17 protein-coding genes, 1 tRNA gene and 1 pseudogene are annotated in these 18,282 nt (G+C 57.1%); 11 read left to right on the plus strand and 8 right to left on the minus strand.

All coding sequences use genetic code 11. The features are described from left to right. Positions 1-3: 3 nt before the first annotated feature. The 6 genes from FHP24_RS29215 to FHP24_RS08130 all read left to right on the plus strand — a co-directional run bounded on the left by FHP24_RS29215 (position 4) and on the right by FHP24_RS08130 (position 5,866). Complete coding sequence (locus FHP24_RS29215) at positions 4-741, plus strand: CatB-related O-acetyltransferase (RefSeq protein ID WP_281287416.1); 738 nt, start codon at positions 4-6, stop codon at positions 739-741. A gap of 61 nt (positions 742-802) precedes the next feature. Next, positions 803-1,180, plus strand: a complete 378-nt coding sequence (locus FHP24_RS08110) for a hypothetical protein (protein ID WP_139675330.1) — start codon at positions 803-805, stop codon at positions 1,178-1,180. 95 nt (positions 1,181-1,275) lie between these two features. Further along, positions 1,276-1,992: an acyltransferase gene (locus tag FHP24_RS08115; protein ID WP_139675332.1), complete on the plus strand. Its 717-nt coding sequence runs from the start codon at positions 1,276-1,278 to the stop codon at positions 1,990-1,992. Positions 1,993-2,015: 23 nt separating this feature from the next. Further along, the gene (locus FHP24_RS08120) at positions 2,016-3,845 is read left to right on the plus strand and encodes a capsular polysaccharide export protein, LipB/KpsS family (RefSeq protein WP_139675333.1); all 1,830 of its coding nucleotides are present in this window, start codon (positions 2,016-2,018) and stop codon (positions 3,843-3,845) included. A 125-nt stretch (positions 3,846-3,970) separates the two neighbouring features. Continuing rightward, positions 3,971-4,819 carry a 3-deoxy-8-phosphooctulonate synthase gene (gene kdsA, locus FHP24_RS08125; protein ID WP_139675336.1) on the plus strand — a complete coding sequence of 283 codons (849 nt, stop codon included), beginning with the start codon at positions 3,971-3,973 and terminating at the stop codon, positions 4,817-4,819. Between the two features lie 51 nt (positions 4,820-4,870). Continuing rightward, the gene (locus FHP24_RS08130; protein WP_139675338.1) at positions 4,871-5,866 is read left to right on the plus strand and encodes a KpsF/GutQ family sugar-phosphate isomerase; all 996 of its coding nucleotides are present in this window, start codon (positions 4,871-4,873) and stop codon (positions 5,864-5,866) included. 28 nt (positions 5,867-5,894) lie between these two features. Here the strand turns inward: FHP24_RS08130 and FHP24_RS08135 are convergent. Both FHP24_RS08135 and FHP24_RS08140 read right to left on the minus strand, forming a co-directional pair. Next, positions 5,895-5,993 (minus strand): annotated as a pseudogene (locus FHP24_RS08135) (3-deoxy-manno-octulosonate cytidylyltransferase); the annotation flags it as partial. Between the two features lie 264 nt (positions 5,994-6,257). Next, complete coding sequence (locus FHP24_RS08140) at positions 6,258-6,860, minus strand: helix-turn-helix domain-containing protein (RefSeq protein WP_246091633.1); 603 nt, start codon at positions 6,858-6,860, stop codon at positions 6,258-6,260. Between the two features lie 994 nt (positions 6,861-7,854). Here FHP24_RS08140 and FHP24_RS08145 point away from each other — a divergent pair. The 4 genes from FHP24_RS08145 (at position 7,855) to FHP24_RS08160 (ending at position 11,569) form a co-directional block, all read left to right on the plus strand. Further along, positions 7,855-7,930: transfer RNA gene (locus FHP24_RS08145), tRNA-Thr, on the plus strand. Between the two features lie 516 nt (positions 7,931-8,446). Next, the gene (locus FHP24_RS08150; RefSeq protein ID WP_139675340.1) at positions 8,447-9,151 is read left to right on the plus strand and encodes a GntR family transcriptional regulator; all 705 of its coding nucleotides are present in this window, start codon (positions 8,447-8,449) and stop codon (positions 9,149-9,151) included. Positions 9,152-9,255: 104 nt separating this feature from the next. Further along, on the plus strand, positions 9,256-10,218 hold the full coding sequence (locus FHP24_RS08155; protein ID WP_139675342.1) for a dihydrodipicolinate synthase family protein: 963 nt from the start codon (positions 9,256-9,258) through the stop codon (positions 10,216-10,218). Between the two features lie 106 nt (positions 10,219-10,324). Beyond that, positions 10,325-11,569: an NAD(P)/FAD-dependent oxidoreductase gene (locus tag FHP24_RS08160; protein ID WP_139675344.1), complete on the plus strand. Its 1,245-nt coding sequence runs from the start codon at positions 10,325-10,327 to the stop codon at positions 11,567-11,569. A 9-nt stretch (positions 11,570-11,578) separates the two neighbouring features. Here the strand turns inward: FHP24_RS08160 and FHP24_RS08165 are convergent, their stop codons facing one another. After that, positions 11,579-12,154: a LysE family translocator gene (locus FHP24_RS08165; protein WP_139675346.1), complete on the minus strand. Its 576-nt coding sequence runs from the start codon at positions 12,152-12,154 to the stop codon at positions 11,579-11,581. Between the two features lie 209 nt (positions 12,155-12,363). On the opposite strand from FHP24_RS08165, the gene FHP24_RS08170 reads away from it, so the two are divergent. Then, the gene (locus FHP24_RS08170; protein ID WP_139675348.1) at positions 12,364-14,184 is read left to right on the plus strand and encodes a bifunctional diguanylate cyclase/phosphodiesterase; all 1,821 of its coding nucleotides are present in this window, start codon (positions 12,364-12,366) and stop codon (positions 14,182-14,184) included. 66 nt (positions 14,185-14,250) lie between these two features. Here the strand turns inward: FHP24_RS08170 and FHP24_RS08175 are convergent, their stop codons facing one another. The 5 genes from FHP24_RS08175 to hutX form a co-directional block, all read right to left on the minus strand. Continuing rightward, positions 14,251-15,093, minus strand: a complete 843-nt coding sequence (locus tag FHP24_RS08175) for an oxidoreductase (protein ID WP_139675351.1) — start codon at positions 15,091-15,093, stop codon at positions 14,251-14,253. A gap of 139 nt (positions 15,094-15,232) precedes the next feature. After that, positions 15,233-16,525: a UDP-N-acetylglucosamine 1-carboxyvinyltransferase gene (murA, locus tag FHP24_RS08180; protein ID WP_139675353.1), complete on the minus strand. Its 1,293-nt coding sequence runs from the start codon at positions 16,523-16,525 to the stop codon at positions 15,233-15,235. Positions 16,526-16,733: 208 nt separating this feature from the next. Then, entirely contained in the window at positions 16,734-16,979 is a 246-nt protein-coding gene (locus tag FHP24_RS08185) for a hypothetical protein (RefSeq protein ID WP_180355931.1), read from the minus strand. 84 nt (positions 16,980-17,063) lie between these two features. Next, complete coding sequence (locus FHP24_RS08190; protein ID WP_139675355.1) at positions 17,064-17,735, minus strand: SDR family oxidoreductase; 672 nt, start codon at positions 17,733-17,735, stop codon at positions 17,064-17,066. A gap of 1 nt (position 17,736) precedes the next feature. Next, positions 17,737-18,267: a heme utilization cystosolic carrier protein HutX gene (gene hutX / locus FHP24_RS08195; RefSeq protein WP_139675357.1), complete on the minus strand. Its 531-nt coding sequence runs from the start codon at positions 18,265-18,267 to the stop codon at positions 17,737-17,739. Positions 18,268-18,282: the final 15 nt, after the last annotated feature.

Genomic DNA, 18,282 nt, shown 5'->3' on the forward strand with positions numbered 1-18,282 from the left:
AATATGCGCGGAGCGATTGGGGCTTACACCTATGTCCGACATGAAACGAGACTAGGGCCCTCGACTGTTCATATCGGTCGATACTGTTCGATTGCGCAAGGCGTGAGTATTGGTGACGGCGAGCATCCTCTTGAATGGTTGTCGACGCATCCATTTCAATGGGGACATCCTTCTTGGACGTCTAACTCGAATTTTAAGGCCCGATTGGCGCCTTCGAAGAGAAAACCGCGAGTTGGGACATTTATCGGAAATGATGTCTGGATTGGGACTAACGCCGTCGTCCTCCAAGGAGTAAAAATTGGGGATGGTGCTGTTATCGCTGCCGGTGCGGTCGTAACTCGTGATGTACCCCCTTATGCGGTGGTGGGGGGCGTACCTGCGAAACTGATCAGATACAGAATGTCTCGTGCAGTATGCGAACAGATAATGAAGCAAAGGTGGTGGCTCTATGAGCATACTTCGCTATCAGGACTCTGTTTCGATGAGCCATTAAAGGCGGTTAATCAGATGAAAAGGCGGAGGCGTGATGGCCTGCTGGTTGAAAAACAAATTGAGCTTTTTGCGATCACCGCGAGTTCGTTTGTGCAATCGGATGATGCCACATTTATCGCCAAATTCGGGAGGCGATTAACGAGGACAGCGGGAGGGGGGCCTCCCTATGAGGCAACCAAGGTGGCGCCGTCGATGGATCGAAAATGGGGGGCTTGGTGGCGGACACTAAGCACCTGGGCCAGCAAATAGACGCTTCTGCGAGAAGCGTCCGCCCGGTATTAGGCGAGTTAATGGAACTGGAACAGCTCGAATGGACTTAATCGACGCTCGAAAGCTGCTATTAGATTTGCAGCGTTCTAGAGAAAAATCGCGCGAATTTGATTTTAGGACCGCCAGAGCTGTTGGTTTTACAAGAGCAGGCTCAAGCTATTCCACACAGCAAGGCGTTGGTAAATGGCTCAGCCCTGATGGGACCGAACTAGATCGTGTTCCATCATTCAGTCGGTCTGCTGATGACTGTCAAATGCTATTCGATATCGTCGCGCGGGGGAGCGCGGTGGCGATTTCTTGGGACGCGGATGGCTGCATCGCCACATTGGAAGGAGGTATTCAGATCCAAGCGCATACAGTTCCGCTCGCTTTGTCCGCTTTGGCGGTATGGATTGCGCTTGAGCGCGAGGCAACCTAGAGCACTAGCCACATTTAATATAACCAAATTGAATCAGTGCCGCCGCGATGAAGCGAGGTTTCTCGGCGTGACAGGTTGTACTCTAGGAGTTTAAAATGAAACTCGAGAAAATTGCCTTTTTTGTAAATAAACAGAAAGGCACTGTGACACTCCCGATAGCGGATTATCTCACGTTAACAGATCTTGAACCGGAAAACGTTCCTGAACGAGTATCACGTAGGTTCAAAAGGTTTTCGGTCAGTGGAAGCGGCCATAGATTAATTGCCACTGAGGATGCCCAAACTAAACAACTGGTTATCGGCATTAAGGGTGCGAGAAACACTCTCATGCTTGGATCGGGCATCAATTTGCGGGGGACCATTGCGATTCAGGGGCGGGATCTCACTGTTTCAATTGGTGCGGGTACGACATTCAACAACGTTGAGATTTACTGTAAGGGGAAGCGGAATGGCGTCTTCATTGGTCGCGACTGCATGTTTTCTGCAGGCATCGAAATTCGTACTTCGGACGCGCATACAATAATTGATCTTGATACGATGCAGAGGTGTAACGTTGCCGATGGCGTGTACATTGGCGACCACGTGTGGGTCTCAAAGAACGCATTTGTCCAGAAAGGTACCACGGTTGGTAGCGATAACGTTATAGGTTACGGATCAATGGTGAAAGGTGATCTAGACATCACGAATGCGGTGATAGTTGGCGCTCCCGCAAAACCGCTGCGCGATCGGCGTGTAACCTGGTCACGGCAAGGTGATCTTAAGGATGTTGACGTCGATCGTTTGAAAGATTGGCAGTCGTTGCCTGAATTGTAACGCTCATCCGAAAGGCACTTTCGTTGTTTAATGTAGTCTCTCACATCGAAAAGGCCATTTCGCAGGGACGCTACCGTCTTTGGGTCCGCCTTATTCTTAAATCTGGTGATTTCATCGGGAGGCTCACAGGTGCGCAACGTTTGAGCCGACTTTCGCTACGAGGAATGATTTTTGCCGCCGAACGCGATAATGACGTTCCGACATTGGAAGAGTTGCTCGTCAGATACTCGCGAAAACACCCAGTTTCATGGAAAATACTTCAGGAATTTAGCAAGACCGGAAAACTCACGAGTGACCACGAAATTATGTCCGGGCCGTACATAGATTCTGAAGTGCGTGACTTGATTAAAGCGGACAGTTTACGGGCAGAAGGTTTCGTCGATGAAGCGATAGCGGTCTTGTTGAAAGTCAAAGGAAGCACACTCGATCTGCGGCAGCAGGTTACAAACCTCTTGAGATCACTGTATCATCAAAAGCAGGATCATCTCGGTATTGCGGAGTTGCTCATACGTTTTATCGAAGCCGAGGAAAGCGAGATTTTGATAAAGCAGTCTGTTGCCGCAGCGGCCTCATCAGAGGCGGCTCAACGTGAAGATCTTTTTGCAAAAGCTGTTGTCCGGGTCCGGAGAGACATTGAAAGGGTGCTCTCCGATCGTTCGGCATTCAAGCGTCACTGGAAAGATGCGGTAGAAGGTGCAGTCTCTCTTTTCGAAATCGACAAGGCAGTGAATATTGCGCAGCAGGCCAAAATGTTGCGGCTGAAAACGGGCAGGATACTAGAAGATCTGATTGAACTTAGAGTGGATGTTGAGCCAATTCGTCACGTCGTGGACGAAGCACGGAGAGATTTTCTTGAGCGATCTGGCGTTCAAAAGTCTTTCTCACATCCCAGCAAAGCCATTGTAGTAATGCCAGCGGCGGCAGTTCGCTCTAATAAGATAGACTATTCCGGCTTCCGTGCGGATATTCGGTGCTGTATTAAGGAAATAGTCGCAACGCTGGAAAGGGACGGGATTCCTTTCACAATAAAAGGGCGTATCCGCACGCACGGTGTCTTGTCGTTCGATAAACCCTATTTCTCCTACCATACTGTATCGGATGATGCCAAAGGTCTCCATTTCAAAGAAACTGATCGACCGTCACTTTTTAGTTTCGATAATCATGGATATGCCGGGTGGTCGGATTTCGGCTCTAGACCCTATTCAGACCTCTCCGTTTTCGATGTAGATCAATTGGAGGCGGATCGCTTTTTCAAGAATGATCAGCAGCGGATATTCAGCAACCGTCTATCAAAATATGCACAAGAGGACGTGGCTGAAACTCTGCCGAGCGCCTTTATATTTGTAGCACTGCAGGTCATTGGAGATGCGGTGCAAAGCCTTGCGTACTCGACGCCATTTGCGATGCTAGATGAGGTTATCAAGACCGCAAAAAGGGAGGGTTTATCGGTTGTTGTCAAAAGGCACCCCGCCTGCCGTTCCTCACAGATCAGCAGATATCTCAGTGACCACCAAGAAGATCTGATCGTTTCGAATGGAAACATCCACGATATCATTCCTGCAGCGAAGGCAGTTTGCATTGTTAACTCAGGCGTGGGTGCAGAGGCTCTGCTGTACGAAAAGCCAGTCTATATTTTTGGCCGATCAGATTACATGGGAGCGTGTTTTGTCTGTGAAACCGCTCAAAAATTTGCAGAAATATTCCTTCCTGATGCCGTAAAGCTTAATTCTGCAGATCTTCGAAAGTTTTGGTATATTTTTCGGACAAGATATGCCTGTGACCTCCGTGACGCGAACGCTGCTTCTTTTTGGATCGAGACGCGTGTTCGTCAGCATCTCAAAAACCTGAACTGACTATTCGGTGGGCGACAGAGATCATCGTTGCTGCTAGTGACGTCGCATTCATTAGCCAGGATGGCCGCATGCTCGTGTCGCTGTCGCCCTGCTAAGGCATTTTGTTCGGCTTCGAGGAATAAAAAATGGCAGTCTCCCCCAATTCAGAGGTTTTGGTCGGCGAAAGCGAAAAGAAGGTCGTGTTCTGCAATACCGGCCGGCTTTCGCTAATTGCAGGCCCCTGCCAGATGGAAAGCCGCGACCATGCTTTCATGATCGCCGGCACACTCAATGAACTTTGCGGCAAGCTCGGCCTCGGCCTCGTCTACAAATCGTCCTACGACAAGGCCAATCGAACGTCGATTTCGGGCAAGCGTGGCATCGGGCTCGAAATCGCGATGGAAGTCTTTGCCGACCTGAAGAAGGAATTCGGCTTTCCGGTTCTGACCGACATCCACACGGAAGAGCAGTGCGCGCTTGTCGCGCCGACTGTCGATGTCCTGCAGATCCCGGCCTTCCTTTCGCGTCAGACGGACTTGCTGGTTGCTGCCGCCAAGACGGGGCGGGCGATCAACGTCAAGAAGGGCCAGTTCCTGGCGCCCTGGGATATGAAAAACGTCCAGACGAAGCTTACCGAAAGCGGCAATCCGAACGTGATGCTGTGCGAACGCGGCGCATCTTTCGGCTATAATACGCTGGTGTCCGACATGCGCTCGCTGCCGATCATGGCCTCGCTCGGTTCGCCGGTGGTTTTCGATGCGACGCATTCGGTCCAGCAGCCGGGCGGGCAGGGCGGATCGACCGGCGGCCAGCGCGAATTCGTCGAAACGCTGGCGCGTGCGGCGGTTGCCGTCGGCATTGCCGGCCTGTTCGTCGAAACCCATGAGGATCCCGACAATGCTCCGTCGGACGGTCCGAACATGGTGCATCTGAAAGACATGCCGCGGCTTCTGGAAAAGCTGATGGCTTTCGATGCGGTGGCCAAGACCGCCTGAACTCTCGATGAAGTATGGACGTGAAGCTCTGAAGGAACTAAGGCTTTCACGATGATCAAGCGCGCATTACAACTAGTTGAACATGACGCCGTCGATTCCGCCTTGCGGACGATTTCCTTTGGGCAACAAGGGCTTAGCGCTCTTGAGGAGGCGCTGAAGGGCGGTCTCGGTCTGGCCTTCCGGCAGGCCGTGGAGACAATCGGCGCAATCGATGGTCGAGTCGTGATCACCGGCGTCGGCAAGAGCGGCCATATCGGACGCAAGATTTCGGCCAGCCTCGCCTCGACCGGCACGCCCTCTTTCTTCGTTCATCCGGTTGAGGCAAATCACGGCGATCTCGGCATGATTGCGCCGGGCGATGTGGTACTGGCACTGTCCTGGAGCGGGGAGACCGCCGAGCTGCAGGGCATCGTTTCCTTTACCCGCCGTTTTTCCATCCCGCTGATAGCATTGACCTCGGGTGAGACATCGACGCTTGCGCGTGAAGTCGACATCGTTCTTCTGCTACCGAAGGCGCAGGAAGCCTGCCCGCACGGGCTGGCGCCGACGACGTCGACCTTGCTGCAGCTTGCACTCGGTGATGCGCTCGCTGTTGCCCTGCTCGAAGCGCGCGGCTTTTCGGCTGCGGATTTCCGCGTCTATCATCCGGGCGGCAAGCTCGGTGCGATGCTTTCCCATGTTAGCGACCTTATGCACACTGGTGACCGCCTGCCACTGGTGAAAAAGGGCGCTTCGATGCAGGACGCCATTCACGAGCTTTCCGCCAAACGGTTCGGCTGTGTCGGCGTGATCGATGACAAGGGACGTATCTGCGGCGTGCTGACCGATGGTGACATTGCTCGTCATCTCGACGGCAATCTCAGCATAATGACGGTAGACGAGGTGATGACCGCAAACCCGAAAACGGTCAGCAAGGCTACGCTGGCGACGGCCGCGATGGCGCTCCTCAACAAGCACAGCATCGGCGCGCTTCTGGTGGTCGATGAGGAAAATCGACCCGCAGGCGTCGTGCATTTCCACGATCTGTTGCGGGTCGGAGTCGCGTGATCTGTAGCTCTCCAGCTACCAAAGATCGCTAGCGGCGACCCAATATGGCCCGAGCCTTTTCTAAATCGGCCGGCGTATCGACACCGAGCGGGATCGAATGAACGGTCTCGGCATCGATGCGCATTCCGTGAGCGATGGGGTGGACGCTCACCTTCGAACATACCCTCCCAACTTTTTTCGGGGGTGACTCATCGCAGAATATGTCGGCCTTGTTTCCTTCAGGCCACTCGCGGGCATAATTCGCTTCGAACACCACGCTGCTGAGCTTGTTGATCGGGCAAGAGGGATCGGCGTTGGCGGAAAAATGAGAGCCATTCCAACGCTGTTGAGCTTGCCTCATCCGGCGGCCAGTATCCCGGCAAGGCATAGCCCAATTTTTTGGCTCTAACCGTCAGAACGCCCATACCTTCGAGTGAATGGAGGCCTGAAGACGGAACCACGAGCGCCACTGCTCGATCTGCTTCGTCTTGGTCTCGGCCACGAAAACAAGCGGAACGGCTCGCCGCGTCGTTACGCGCGGCAGGGCGTCCTCGCGCGGGTTAGGTTTATATATTTTTTCTTTCTTTGGGTTTGGTGGACATATCTGTCCCCCTTCGCCGGACACATCTGACCGCCTTGCCGGACGGATTTGACCACCTTCGCTGGGGTAAAGGGTGACAACTTTGTCCGTCTTTTCGCGAGCGTCCGATGCGCGTAAAATCGACGCCGCAGAGGGACGATATTCGGTGTTGTGCCCGATGCCATTTCCGCGCCGGATCTCGAACCAGCCACTGGCCTCAAGTTCACGGATGGCGCGCTGAATGGTCTTGACGCTCTTGCCGGTCGCGTCGGCAATCGTTTGATAGGACGGCCACGCCCTCTCGGTGTGGCCGTTCAAATGCGTGGTGACGACATAGAGCGCCACGGACCGCGCGTTGTCGCTCAGATCCTTATCGCAGCTGAGATGCTGAAGCCATTGCAGCTTCACGTCCCGGAATGGCCTCGCCCCGCTCATGCCCGCATCCCCGCGCAGTGACCGAAATGACAATCGAGGGGCCTGCATGATCGCTTTAGCAAGTTCGAAAAGGGAGGAACTATGTGCAGCACAACGAGGCAAGCGGCCCTTGACAAAATCGACCTAAGCCATTGATTTCGTGTCGCCCGCCTGACAGTGTTTTTCGTGTAAGCAATTGAAAATAAACCGACCGCACTGGATTGAAAATCCGCGTGTCGGTGGTTCAAATCCGCCTCCGGGCACCATTTATCTTATTGGCCTGATTAGATTTTTGGTTAATTTTCATATCTCTAAAATCTTTGAATTTGACCGGATCATCTGTCGAGTTTGGAAACTTTCGTCCTGCGAATGTTCAATTCGGCTCGCAGGATAGTGATTGCAATGGGCGCTTTTTTTTCGTCAGATCTGCTACTCGGGAAGAGTGCCTTGCCATCGCTTCATTGGCACGTCCGGAATTAGGGCGTTTGGTCGTGATCGAGCCTGTCTCCGCCAATATTGCCCCCACCTGATGCCGCAAACCGCTCTTCCCGCGCCCTAAGAGATGAGGTCAACTCGCCGTTCGTCTTGGATGGCCCGCATATTCAACAGGCTTAAATCCGCCGGGCTGAACCCGGAAAAGGCGACACATCGTCCGCACCGAGAATTGCAAGCAATGGAGAGCAATGAACGGGTGCTTCACGTTGCATCACTGGCGATCCGTGGCCGTTTTTCAGGATGGCTGGCCCGTCAATGACGCGAGCCAACCCACTCTTCAGCCGGCTGATCTCTTGCGCATAATCACCACCCTTCGCGCCAGACGCGGCAAACCTTTCCAACCGTGAGGCCCATGCTGGCTGCACCCGAGCCATTGCAAAGGTTAGGACGGAAGGCGTCCACAAATCTTGAGACCATTCAACTCAAAAAAAGCCATCAACACGCTGGGCGCAAACGCACCCCCTGCGACGTTTTTGCTTTACAGTAACGAAAAATCTGGTAACTGACGCAATCAATGGATGCCCTTGTAGCTCAGTTGGTAGAGCACCTGATTTGTAATCAGGGGGTCACGAGTTCGAACCTTGTCGGGGGCACCATTAATTCCAAGGAGTTAGGGTAATTCCTAACCTCTTTTCATTTTGAAAATCGGATTCCGGTTAGTATCCCTGATTAATTGAAATCGATTTGGTCAGGCGAAGCTCTCCTGAAGAGTTATGCCATTAATCTGCCCCCTAAACACCAAGACCCACAACATCCAGTTTGCTAGTCCAGGCGCGATATAAACCGATGAATTTTCAGGGATCAACCACAATCTGAGAATCTGAGAAAAATGAAGAGATAATGACGTTTGTCCAAAATTAGCTGGCTTCTGAAACCGAGGCGTCCCCAAATCACCTTCTCCCGGCGCTAACTTGCGATGGAAACTGGCATTCTTTTCATTCAGGCATCCAAAGGTGAACTTTGCCCAAGCTCTCCAATCGACCATCGATACAGTAGGGCGACCTCGATATCGGCAAGACTTGAGAGACCTGCGCGCGAATGACGGTTCCGCTTAACGCATCGGCACGGATGCGCTAGAGTAAAAAGACATCATGTCGACAAGCGGGGCGCGAATGACGGATAATGACACGAGCCAGATCACGGAGCGCAAACGCGGCTCCGGAGTCAAACTGGTCTATGATCTTCTGCGCGACGAAATTCTCGATCTGAAACTTGCGCCCGGCAGTGCCATCGACGAAGTGCAGCTGGCGGCCCGCTTCGGCATGTCCCGCACGCCGATCCGCGAGGCGCTGGTGCGGCTCGTCGGCGAAGGCCTGATCGAGACGCTACCCAACCGTTCGACCATGGTGTCGAATATCGATTTCCTCGGCATGCCCGCCTATTTCGATGCGCTTGTGCTCATGTACCGCGTCACGACGCGACTGGCAGCTCAACATCATACGGTAAACGACCTCATCATCATCCGCGAGCGGCAAGCGGAGTTCAGCGCGGCGGTCGCAGGGCAGGATGCGCTGGAGATGATTTCCACCAATGCCGACTTCCATTCGGCGATCGCGGCTGCCGGCCGAAATGCCTATTACGCCAGCTTCTTCGACCGGCTGCTCGGCGAAGGGCGCCGAATGTTGCGTCTCTATTATCAGTCCTACGACGACCGCCTGCCGCCGCGCTATGTCGATGAGCATGAAGAAATCATTGCTGCGGTCGAGGCGCGTGACGTGGCTGCTGCCGACCAACTCGGCAAGGCGCATGGCGAGCAGATCGTCGAGCAGATCGGCCGACTTCTGACCCGGAACGATCGCCTCGATATTGATCTTTGACATCTTGTATTTTTCTTGTCGACAAAGAATATGGAAGGAGTATTCTCTATGCCAGAGGCTAGGGATCGTCTCCGCCGGCCGTTCTGATATCGAGGATTTGCAAGATGAAATCGAAGATTTTCTCCGGCGTCGTACCGGCATTGATGACCCCCTGCAAAAGCGACCGCACACCGGATTTCGACGCACTTGTCGCCAAGGGCAAGCAGCTGATCGAGGCCGGCATGTCGGCCGTGGTCTATTGCGGCTCGATGGGCGACTGGCCTCTCTTGACGGACGCACAGCGCATGGAAGGCGTCGAACGCCTGGTCGAGGCCGGCATTCCGGTCATCGTCGGCACGGGCGCGATCAACTCGGCCTCGGCCGTGGCGCTTGCCGCCCATGCACAGAAGGTCGGTGCGCAAGGGTTGATGGTCATCCCGCGCGTTCTTTCACGCGGTTCGGTGATTTCTGCCCAGAAGGCCCATTTCAAGGCGATCCTGTCGGCAGCTCCGGATCTCCCGGCTGTCATCTACAACAGCCCCTATTATGGTTTCGCCACCCGCGCCGACCTGTTCTTCGCGCTGCGCGCAGAACATCCGAACCTTGTCGGCTTCAAGGAATTCGGCGGCCCGGACGACATGCGTTATGCTGCCGAAAACATCACCAGCCGTGATGACGACGTCACGTTGATGATCGGCGTCGATACGGCCGTCTTCCACGGTTACGTCAATTGCGGAGCGACTGGCGCCATCACCGGCATCGGCAACGTGCTGCCGAAGGAAGTGCTGCATCTTTGCGCGCTGGCTCAGGCAGCCGCCGCAGGCGACGCAGATGCCCGCAGTCGCGCCAGAGAACTGGAAGAAGCACTCGGCGTGCTTTCCTCCTTCGACGAAGGCCCGGATCTGGTTCTCTATTTCAAGCACATGATGGTGCTGAAGGGGAGCAAGGAATTTGCCTTGAACTTCATTGAGACGGACGTTCTCTCAGACAGCCAGCGCGGTTATGTCGAAGCACAGCTCAAGCTTTTCGACAGCTGGTATGCCGACTGGAGCAAACTTCCGGGCGCCGTACAGAAGTACAAGGCCTGATTTTCGAATAGGCAAAGCCCTCCCGCAAGGAGGGCTTTGCTGCATCAGAACAAGGGGAATATGCGCGAAGCCGCAAACGGCCGCGCAAAACAGGGCGATCAGGGAAATGGCAAGGTCGGATGTAATCGTCATCGGGGCGGGGGTCGTCGGCCTTTCCGTCGCCATCGCCGCGCAGATGCGTGGTCTCACCGTCACCGTTATCGACCGGGAAGGACCAGCTGCCGGTGCTTCCGCCGGTAATGCCGGCGCCTTCGCCTTTACCGATATCCTGCCGCTCGCCTCGCCCGGCATCCTGAAGAAGGCGCCGAAATGGCTGCTCGATCCGCTCGGGCCACTGTCGATCCGGCCGGCTTATGCGCTCAACATCGCGCCGTGGATGTTTCGCTTCTGGCGCGCCTGCTCCGCTTCGCGCGTGGCGCATTCGACCAGCGCCCAAACGGCGCTGATGGATCTTTCAAAGGCTGAGCTCGAGCCCTTCCTGTCGGCTACCGACACGCTGTCCATGCTGCGCAAGGAAGGCAATCTGCAGGTCTATGAAAGCGACGCCGAGTTCCGCGCCTCTCTGCCGGGCTGGGAAGCCCGCGAGCTGCACGGCATCGAGTTCCGGCACATGGATGCAGCCGAGATGGCCGCAATTCAGCCAGGCATCGCCCCCCGCTTCATCCGGGCGACGTTCACGCCGGGATGGTATTCTATCGCCGACCCGAAACTCTACACGCTGGCCCTTGCCGAGCATTTTCGCGCACGCGGTGGTGTGGTCGAGATTGCCGAGGTGACGGCGCTGCGTCCGGTATCAGATGGGGTCGAGATCGTTCTTGCGGGCGATGTGGCACGGTCGGCCGGCAAGGTGGTGCTTTCAGCCGGCGCGTTTTCACATCGCGTTGCTCGTTCGCTCGGCGAGAACATCCCGCTGGAAACCGAGCGCGGCTATAACACCACGCTCCCCTCGGACGCTCTCGATCTGCGCACGCAAATCACCTTCGGCGGTCATGGTTTCGTCGTCACCCGGTTGACCAGCGGCATCCGCGTCGGCGGGGCTGTCGAACTCGGTGGACTGGATTTGCCGCCGAACTATGCGCGTTCGGACGCCATGCTGAAAAAGGCGAAAACTTTTCTGCCGGGTCTCAAGACGGCGGGCGGCACGCAGTGGATGGGTTTTCGCCCGTCCATGCCGGACAGTCTGCCGGCCATCGGCCGAGCCAAGGTGACGCCAAATGTCGTCTACGCCTTCGGCCACGGCCATCTCGGGCTGACACAGGCGGCCGGTACGGCGCGGCTGGTGGCGGATCTTCTGCAGGATCAGTCGCCGGCCATCGATCTGGCATCGTTCTCGCCCAGCCGTTTCGGCTGAGCGAAGGGCTTAAGCTCGCAAGACGCCGGTAATCAAAGTCACGGAGACGACTGCCAGCCAGACGGACGCGATCCGCTGAACGACCAGAAGCCGCCTGTTGCCACTCTCGCCCGTCTGGGTCATCTGGCCGAACCCGCCCCATAACAGGGCAACGGCCATCACCATGACGCAGAACATGGCAAACTTCGGCAGGAACTGGCTGTCGGCGGGCGCCGGCAGTAGCACAAGGCCGAAGATCAGCGCCTTCGGATTGAGCACCGTGGTCAGGTAAACACGTCCTGCCGTGACACCACTGCCTCCCGCCGCCCCGCCGGGCATCCTCCAGAGCTTCACCGCCAGAAACATCACCCAGGCTGCGGCAACCAGCTTCAACCCCGTAGAGGCAGAGGGAAAACGTGCGAGAAGCTCCGCACCCAACCATGTCAGCGGCAGGATCGTCGTCAGATAACCGCCCAGTTCCGCCGGCAGAAGCCGGATGACGGCGCCGATGCGGCCTCGCGCGCCGGCAATACCCATCAACGTGTTCGTCGGGCCCGGCGCCAGAAGCAGGGCGAGGACCGCTGAGGAAAAGGCAAGAAATGTCATAAGCTGATACAATTCCGTCTGAAGCGATATCGAACCTAGGCAGGGTTGAGGTGCGAAACATTGACCTGCGTCACCTTCGCAACCATATCGCCGCAATATCGAAGATTTGGAAAAATTCCAGCCGGCCCAATAACCTAATACTTACCTTTGACTGAACATCATCCCGACATCCATTACCCAAGTCATTTAGAACCGGGAAAAATTGACGAATGGCGGCCAAAAAGGGACGGCTTCAGCAGGAAATACTGGATATGCTTGCCCGCGGTTGCTCTGTGGAAGAGGCGGGCAACCATATTTGCGCCCATGCCGAACAGGTGACGGAGGGTGTGCTCTGCTCTCTGGTGACGGTCGATCGAGACGGCCGGCTTCATCCGCTTGCCGGCCCGACCATTGCCAAAGACTATTCAAATGCGCTCGACGGCATCGCAATCGGCCCGGGTGTCGGCTCCTGCGGGACGGCCGCATTTCTCGGCAGGGAGATCGCTGTCGAGAACATTTTCACCGATCCATACTGGCTGCCCTATCGCGCACTCGCCGACATTCTGGCAGACGAACATGACGTAAAGGCATGCTGGTCGAGCCCGATCTGCCAAAGCGACGGGCGGGTGCTTGGCGCCTTCGGTTTCTACTACAAGGAAAATAGGGGACCGACCGAAGACGAGCGCATGATTGTGGCCGAATGCGTCGACCTCTGCTCGCTCGTGCTCGAACGCGAAGAGGTGAAGGCCGAGAACCAGCGGCTCGCGTATTTCGACGTACTGACCGGGCTCGGCAATCGCGCCAATTTCATCAAAACACTCGAAATCACCTTGGCGGGTGCCGATACCTCCTTCGGCATCCTGTTGATCGACCTCGATCATCTCGGAAGGATCAATGACGCCTTCGGGCATGCGATCGGCGACAGGCTCATCCTTGAAGCGGCTAACGCGATCAGCCAGACAGTTGGATCGGAAAAAACGTTCAGAGTCGATGCCGACGAGTTCGCAGTCCTGATCGAGGGAAATGCAACGGATCTATCACTTGTCTGTCGGAACATCCTGTGTGCCCTGGAGCAACGCTCGCTGCAAGAGAGCGATCACACGCTTCGCCTCTCGGCAAGCTGCGGCGGCGCAATATGCGCGCCCTCCCCGCTGCCCGATGTTCCTACCTACCTCCAGCACGCCAATCTCGCGCTTCATCATGCCAAGCGAACCGCCCGTGGCGGATTCGTCCTCTACAGCGAGGAGCTTGCCGGCGCGGTGGCCGAACGTTTTCGCGTTCTGCAGACCGTCACGAGCGCGCTCGCCGAGGGACGTATCGAGCCGCATTACCAGCCAATCGTCCGGCTCGACACGAAGGAGATTGTCGGGCTGGAAGCGCTTTGCCGTGTGCGCACCGCAGAGGGAAAAATCATTTCTGCTGGCATGTTTGCTGAAGCGCTGCAGGACGCATCTCTCGGCCACAAGCTGACGGACCGGATGCTACAGCAGGTTGCCCGCGACATGCGGTTTTGGCACGAGCAGGATATTCCGCTCGCTTACGTCAGCGTGAATGTTTCGATGGCCGATTTCGATCAGGGCGATTTGCGTGAGCGGATAATGCAAGCCTTTTCGCAGGAGAATGTATTGCCTGCGCAGGTCGTCGTGGAGGTCACAGAATCCGTTTATATGGACGAGAGAAACAGCAAGGTCGGCGAGACGATCGAGAGAATGCGCTCCGACGGCCTTGTCGTGGCGCTGGACGATTTCGGCACCGGTTATGCCTCGCTCACCCATCTTCTGGATTTCCCGGTCGACATCATCAAGATCGACAAGACCTTCGTCGATCGTATGTCGGGTGGTCCGGGCGAAGTCATCATCAAGGCTCTGCTGGCTATGGCAAGCGGGCTGGGTGTGCGGATGGTGGCAGAAGGTGTCGAGACTACCGATCAGGCGCTTCGCCTGCAGCGTCTCGGCTGCGGTTTTGCACAGGGCTATCTGTTTGGCCGTCCCGCCGACCGCAATGCCACTACCGAAATCCTTCGGCGCCAGGCGCAGCAAAGATCTGCCTGAGACAGTTCAACAAAAAAGCCGGGGCGTGATTATCCGCCCCGGCTTTTTCAATCGATATCGCAAAACCTATTTCGGGAAATCGGCGGAAAGGCTGACGTCCTTCCAGCTTTCTATCTCGGCCAGCCGTTCGGCAAGCTTCCCGGTAATGCCGTTATAGGCGAGTTCGCCAAGCACGAGATGGCGCGGCGGATTCTGCGCTTCGGTCGCCTTGATCATCGCTTCGCCGGCACGAACCGGATCGCCTGGCTGCTGACCGCTGTAACCTGCGGTCGCCGTCATCCGGTTGCCGGCCGTCTCCTGATATTCGGCGATCTTCACCGGCGTCTGCTTCAGTGAGCGGCCTGCCCAGTCGGTGCGGAAGGGACCCGGTGCCACGCAGGTGACCTTGATGCCGATCGGCGCGCCTTCGGCGGCCAGCGCATCGGAAAAGCCCTCGACGGCATGTTTGGTGGCTGCGTAATAACCCGAGCCGGCAAAACCGATGAAACCGGCCTGCGAGGTGAGGTTGAGGATATGGCCCTTGCGGCGCGCGCGCATGCCCGGCAGAACGGCGCGCGTCATAGCAAAGAGGCCGAAGACATTGGCGTCGAACATATCGCGGATTTCGTTCTCCTCACCCTCTTCAAGCGAGGCCTGATAGCCGTAGCCAGCATTGTTGACGAGAACATCGATGCGGCCGAACTTGTCTTCCGCAGCCTTTACCGCCGCGTCGATCTGGGCCTGGTCCGTCACGTCGAGATCGACGGCAAGCGCGTTGTCGTAACCGGCAATCAGATCGGCAAGCCGGCTCTTGTCGCGCGCGGTGACGATGGTCGGCCAACCGCGGTCAAGCGTCAGCTTAGCGAGTTCGCGACCAAAACCGGTCGAGCAGCCGGTGATGAACCAGACGGGGGAAGAAACGTCAGCCATGGGAGATCTCCGTATAAAGCCGGATCATGAATATGAGGCGGGGGGCAAAATGGGATGCCGCTTCAACATAGGGATACGAAAAAGGACGGCAAGGGTTTCCCTGCCGTCCTTTCGAAGACTTCTCGATTGAGAGTGATAATCAGTCGCTGACGCGTTCGACGATCGCGCCGCAGCGGGTGAGTTTTTCTTCCAGACGCTCGAAGCCGCGGTCGAGGTGATAGACACGGCTGACCATCGTATCGCCTTCGGCGGCAAGGCCGGCGATGACGAGTGACACAGAGGCGCGCAGGTCGGTCGCCATGACCGGTGCGCCCTTCAGCTTGGAGACGCCTTCGATCCGTGCCATCTGGCCCGAGAGCGAAATCTTGGCGCCGAGGCGGGCAAGTTCCTGCACATGCATGAAGCGGTTTTCGAAGATGGTTTCGGTCACGTGCGACACGCCCGAAGAGCGCGTCATCAGCGCCATGAACTGCGCCTGCAGGTCGGTCGGGAAGCCCGGGAAAGGCTCGGTGACGATATCGACCGGCTGGATACCGTTGCCGTTGCGCACGACGCGCAGACCGCTTTCGGTGTCAGTGATTTCCGCACCGGCGAGGCGCAGCGTATCGAGTGCGTTGTCGAGCAGCGAGGCGCGCGTACCGGTCAGCGTCACATCGCCGCCGGTCATGGCGACGGCCATGGCATAGGTGCCGGTCTCGATACGGTCAGGCAGCACCCGGTGACGGGCGCCGTGAAGGGAATCGACGCCTTCGATGGTGATCGTTCTGGTGCCGGCACCGGTGATCTTGGCGCCCATGGCGATGAGGCAATCGGCCAGATCGACGATTTCCGGCTCTCGCGCGGCGTTGTCGATGACCGTCGTACCCTTGGCGAGCGTCGCCGCCATCATCAGCACGTGGGTGGCGCCGACCGAAACCTTGGGGAAGGTGTAGTGCGCGCCGACAAGGCCGCCCTTGGGCGCAGTTACGTTGACATAACCGCTATCGATCTCGATCTCGGCACCGAGCGCTGCAAGGCTCTCGAGGAACAGATCGACCGGACGCGTGCCGATGGCGCAACCGCCCGGCAGCGATACGCGCGCCCTGCCTTCACGTGCCAGAAGCGGGCCGATGACCCAGAAGCTGGCGCGCATCTTCGAGACCAGCTCGTAAGGAGCAGTGGTGTCGACAATCGTGCGGCAGGTGAACTGTATGGTGCGGGCGTAGCTGTCGGCCTGGCCTTCGCGGCGGCCGTTGACGGAAATATCGACGCCATGGTTGCCGAGGATACGTAGCAGCTGCTCGACGTCTGCCAGATGGGGCACGTTTTCCAACGTCAGGGTGTCGCTCGTCAGAAGCGAGGCGATCATCAGCGGCAGGGCTGCGTTCTTGGCACCGGAAATCGGGATAATACCGTTCAGCTTGTTGCCGCCGGAAATGCGAATGCGATCCATGATTGAAAAACTTTCCCTCTCACGCGTGGAAGGCAGCGTCCTTAGACGAAAACCCGTAGCGCTTCAATGTTCGTGAAACCCTGCACATTCCACTTCCCGAAAATCGAAGCCGATTTTCGACAAATGGAATGTTCAGGCTCTAAGATGTTGCAGCGTCCGATGTGCGCAAGGCGCACGGCGCTGCAGTGAAGTCCCGTGACGACATAAGTCAGGATGATTCGTCCGATTTTGCGGCAGACGGCGTCGATGCCGGAAGTCCCTGTGTATCGTCCGCTTCACCGGCGCGACGGGCGCGTGCCTGCCCCTTGCGGCGCATCAGGTTTTCGCGAAGTTTTGCGGCGGCCTTGGCCTTGCGCTCGGCTTCGCGGGCGGCCTGCGCCTTGCGGGCGCGGTCGCCCCGGCTTTCGCCCTTGTCCGGGCTTTCCCCATCATGCATGTCGTCATTTTCGGCCATGGCTTTCCATAACCAAAAAGGCCGGGAAACGAAAGCGCGCACGATGTTTTTCCCACGGCGCGCGAAATACCGAGCAAGACGATATCAGGCGAGCGGAAAAGGATCGACCGGCGTCTCGCAGCTTAACCGGTCCAGATCGACCGCTGCAAAAGCCTTGCCGGACGTCGTGGGGTCGCGCAGAACCCGGAATGCAAGCAGCGCCACGTCGGCGCGCTGGATGAAACCATGGACCTGGGGATTTTGCGACAGCAGGCCGTTGCCCGTGGATGGTTCGGACAGGAGACCGCCCGGGCGCAGGATCGTCCAGTCGAGATCGGTCTGCTTCAACCTGTCTTCCGCCCGTGTCTTGGCATCGACCACGGCACCGAAGGCGGCAATCGCTCTTTCGGACCGATAGGGCGCCATATCTCCGCAGCCCATGGAGGTGACAAGCACGAAACGCCCTACCCGGCCGCTTGCCGCAACCTCCTCGATGACGTTGATATTGCCTTCATCGTCGGCTAGCCGCCCGTCCTCGCCTCGCCCGCTTAATGTCGACACTATATCGAACGGACCGGTGAAAGACGCTAGTGCCTGTCCGATATCCGGGCGCGACAGCGCATCGCCGCGCAGGACCTGCACGCCGATCTCCTGCAGATGCCCGGCATCCGACCGGGGCCGCAAAAGCGCCGCAACGGGGCGACCGGCAGCGCGTTCGAGACGCGCCAGTTCAAGGCCGACGCCGCGGCTTGCGCCGAAAATCAGAAGCGGCCGCATGTCAGGCATTTCCCGCAGCCCTGGCAAATTGTTTGGCAAGCCGCTCGAACCGTTCGACCTGAACAACCTTCAGCTTCCGCTCCCGGTCGCGACCGACATAGATCTTGAAGATCGTTTCGCCCTCGGCATTGAAGAACTGGATCGACTTTGTTTCCATGCCCATGAAGAGGCGGCGAACGAAAAAGATTGCTGCGCAATTTTCCGGGCGAAGATGGCCCGAAAGACCACCCGTGCCGCCGCGCAGATTATACATGCCATGTCCCATCTCGCCCTGCGGCAGAGGGCCGGAGAACTCGATGATGGCGTCTTTCGAATGGCAGATGAACATGACGTCGCCCCAGTTGGCGATATCGGTCAGCACATCGATGAAATGGCGCCCGTCAATGCGCGTCACGCCCTCGGGCAGGCATTCCAGCACTGTCTGAATCGAGACGCCATATTGTGCGGCGAGCGCTTCAAGTACACCGTCCGGTTTATCAGCGATCGCCTGTGTGATCTGCTTGATCGTTTCCGCGTGATCGAGTTCGGGCATGTCCTTGCTCCGTTC

This window comes from Aliirhizobium smilacinae, assembly GCF_006335145.1.
GTDB classification, from domain to species: domain Bacteria; phylum Pseudomonadota; class Alphaproteobacteria; order Rhizobiales; family Rhizobiaceae; genus Neorhizobium; species Neorhizobium smilacinae.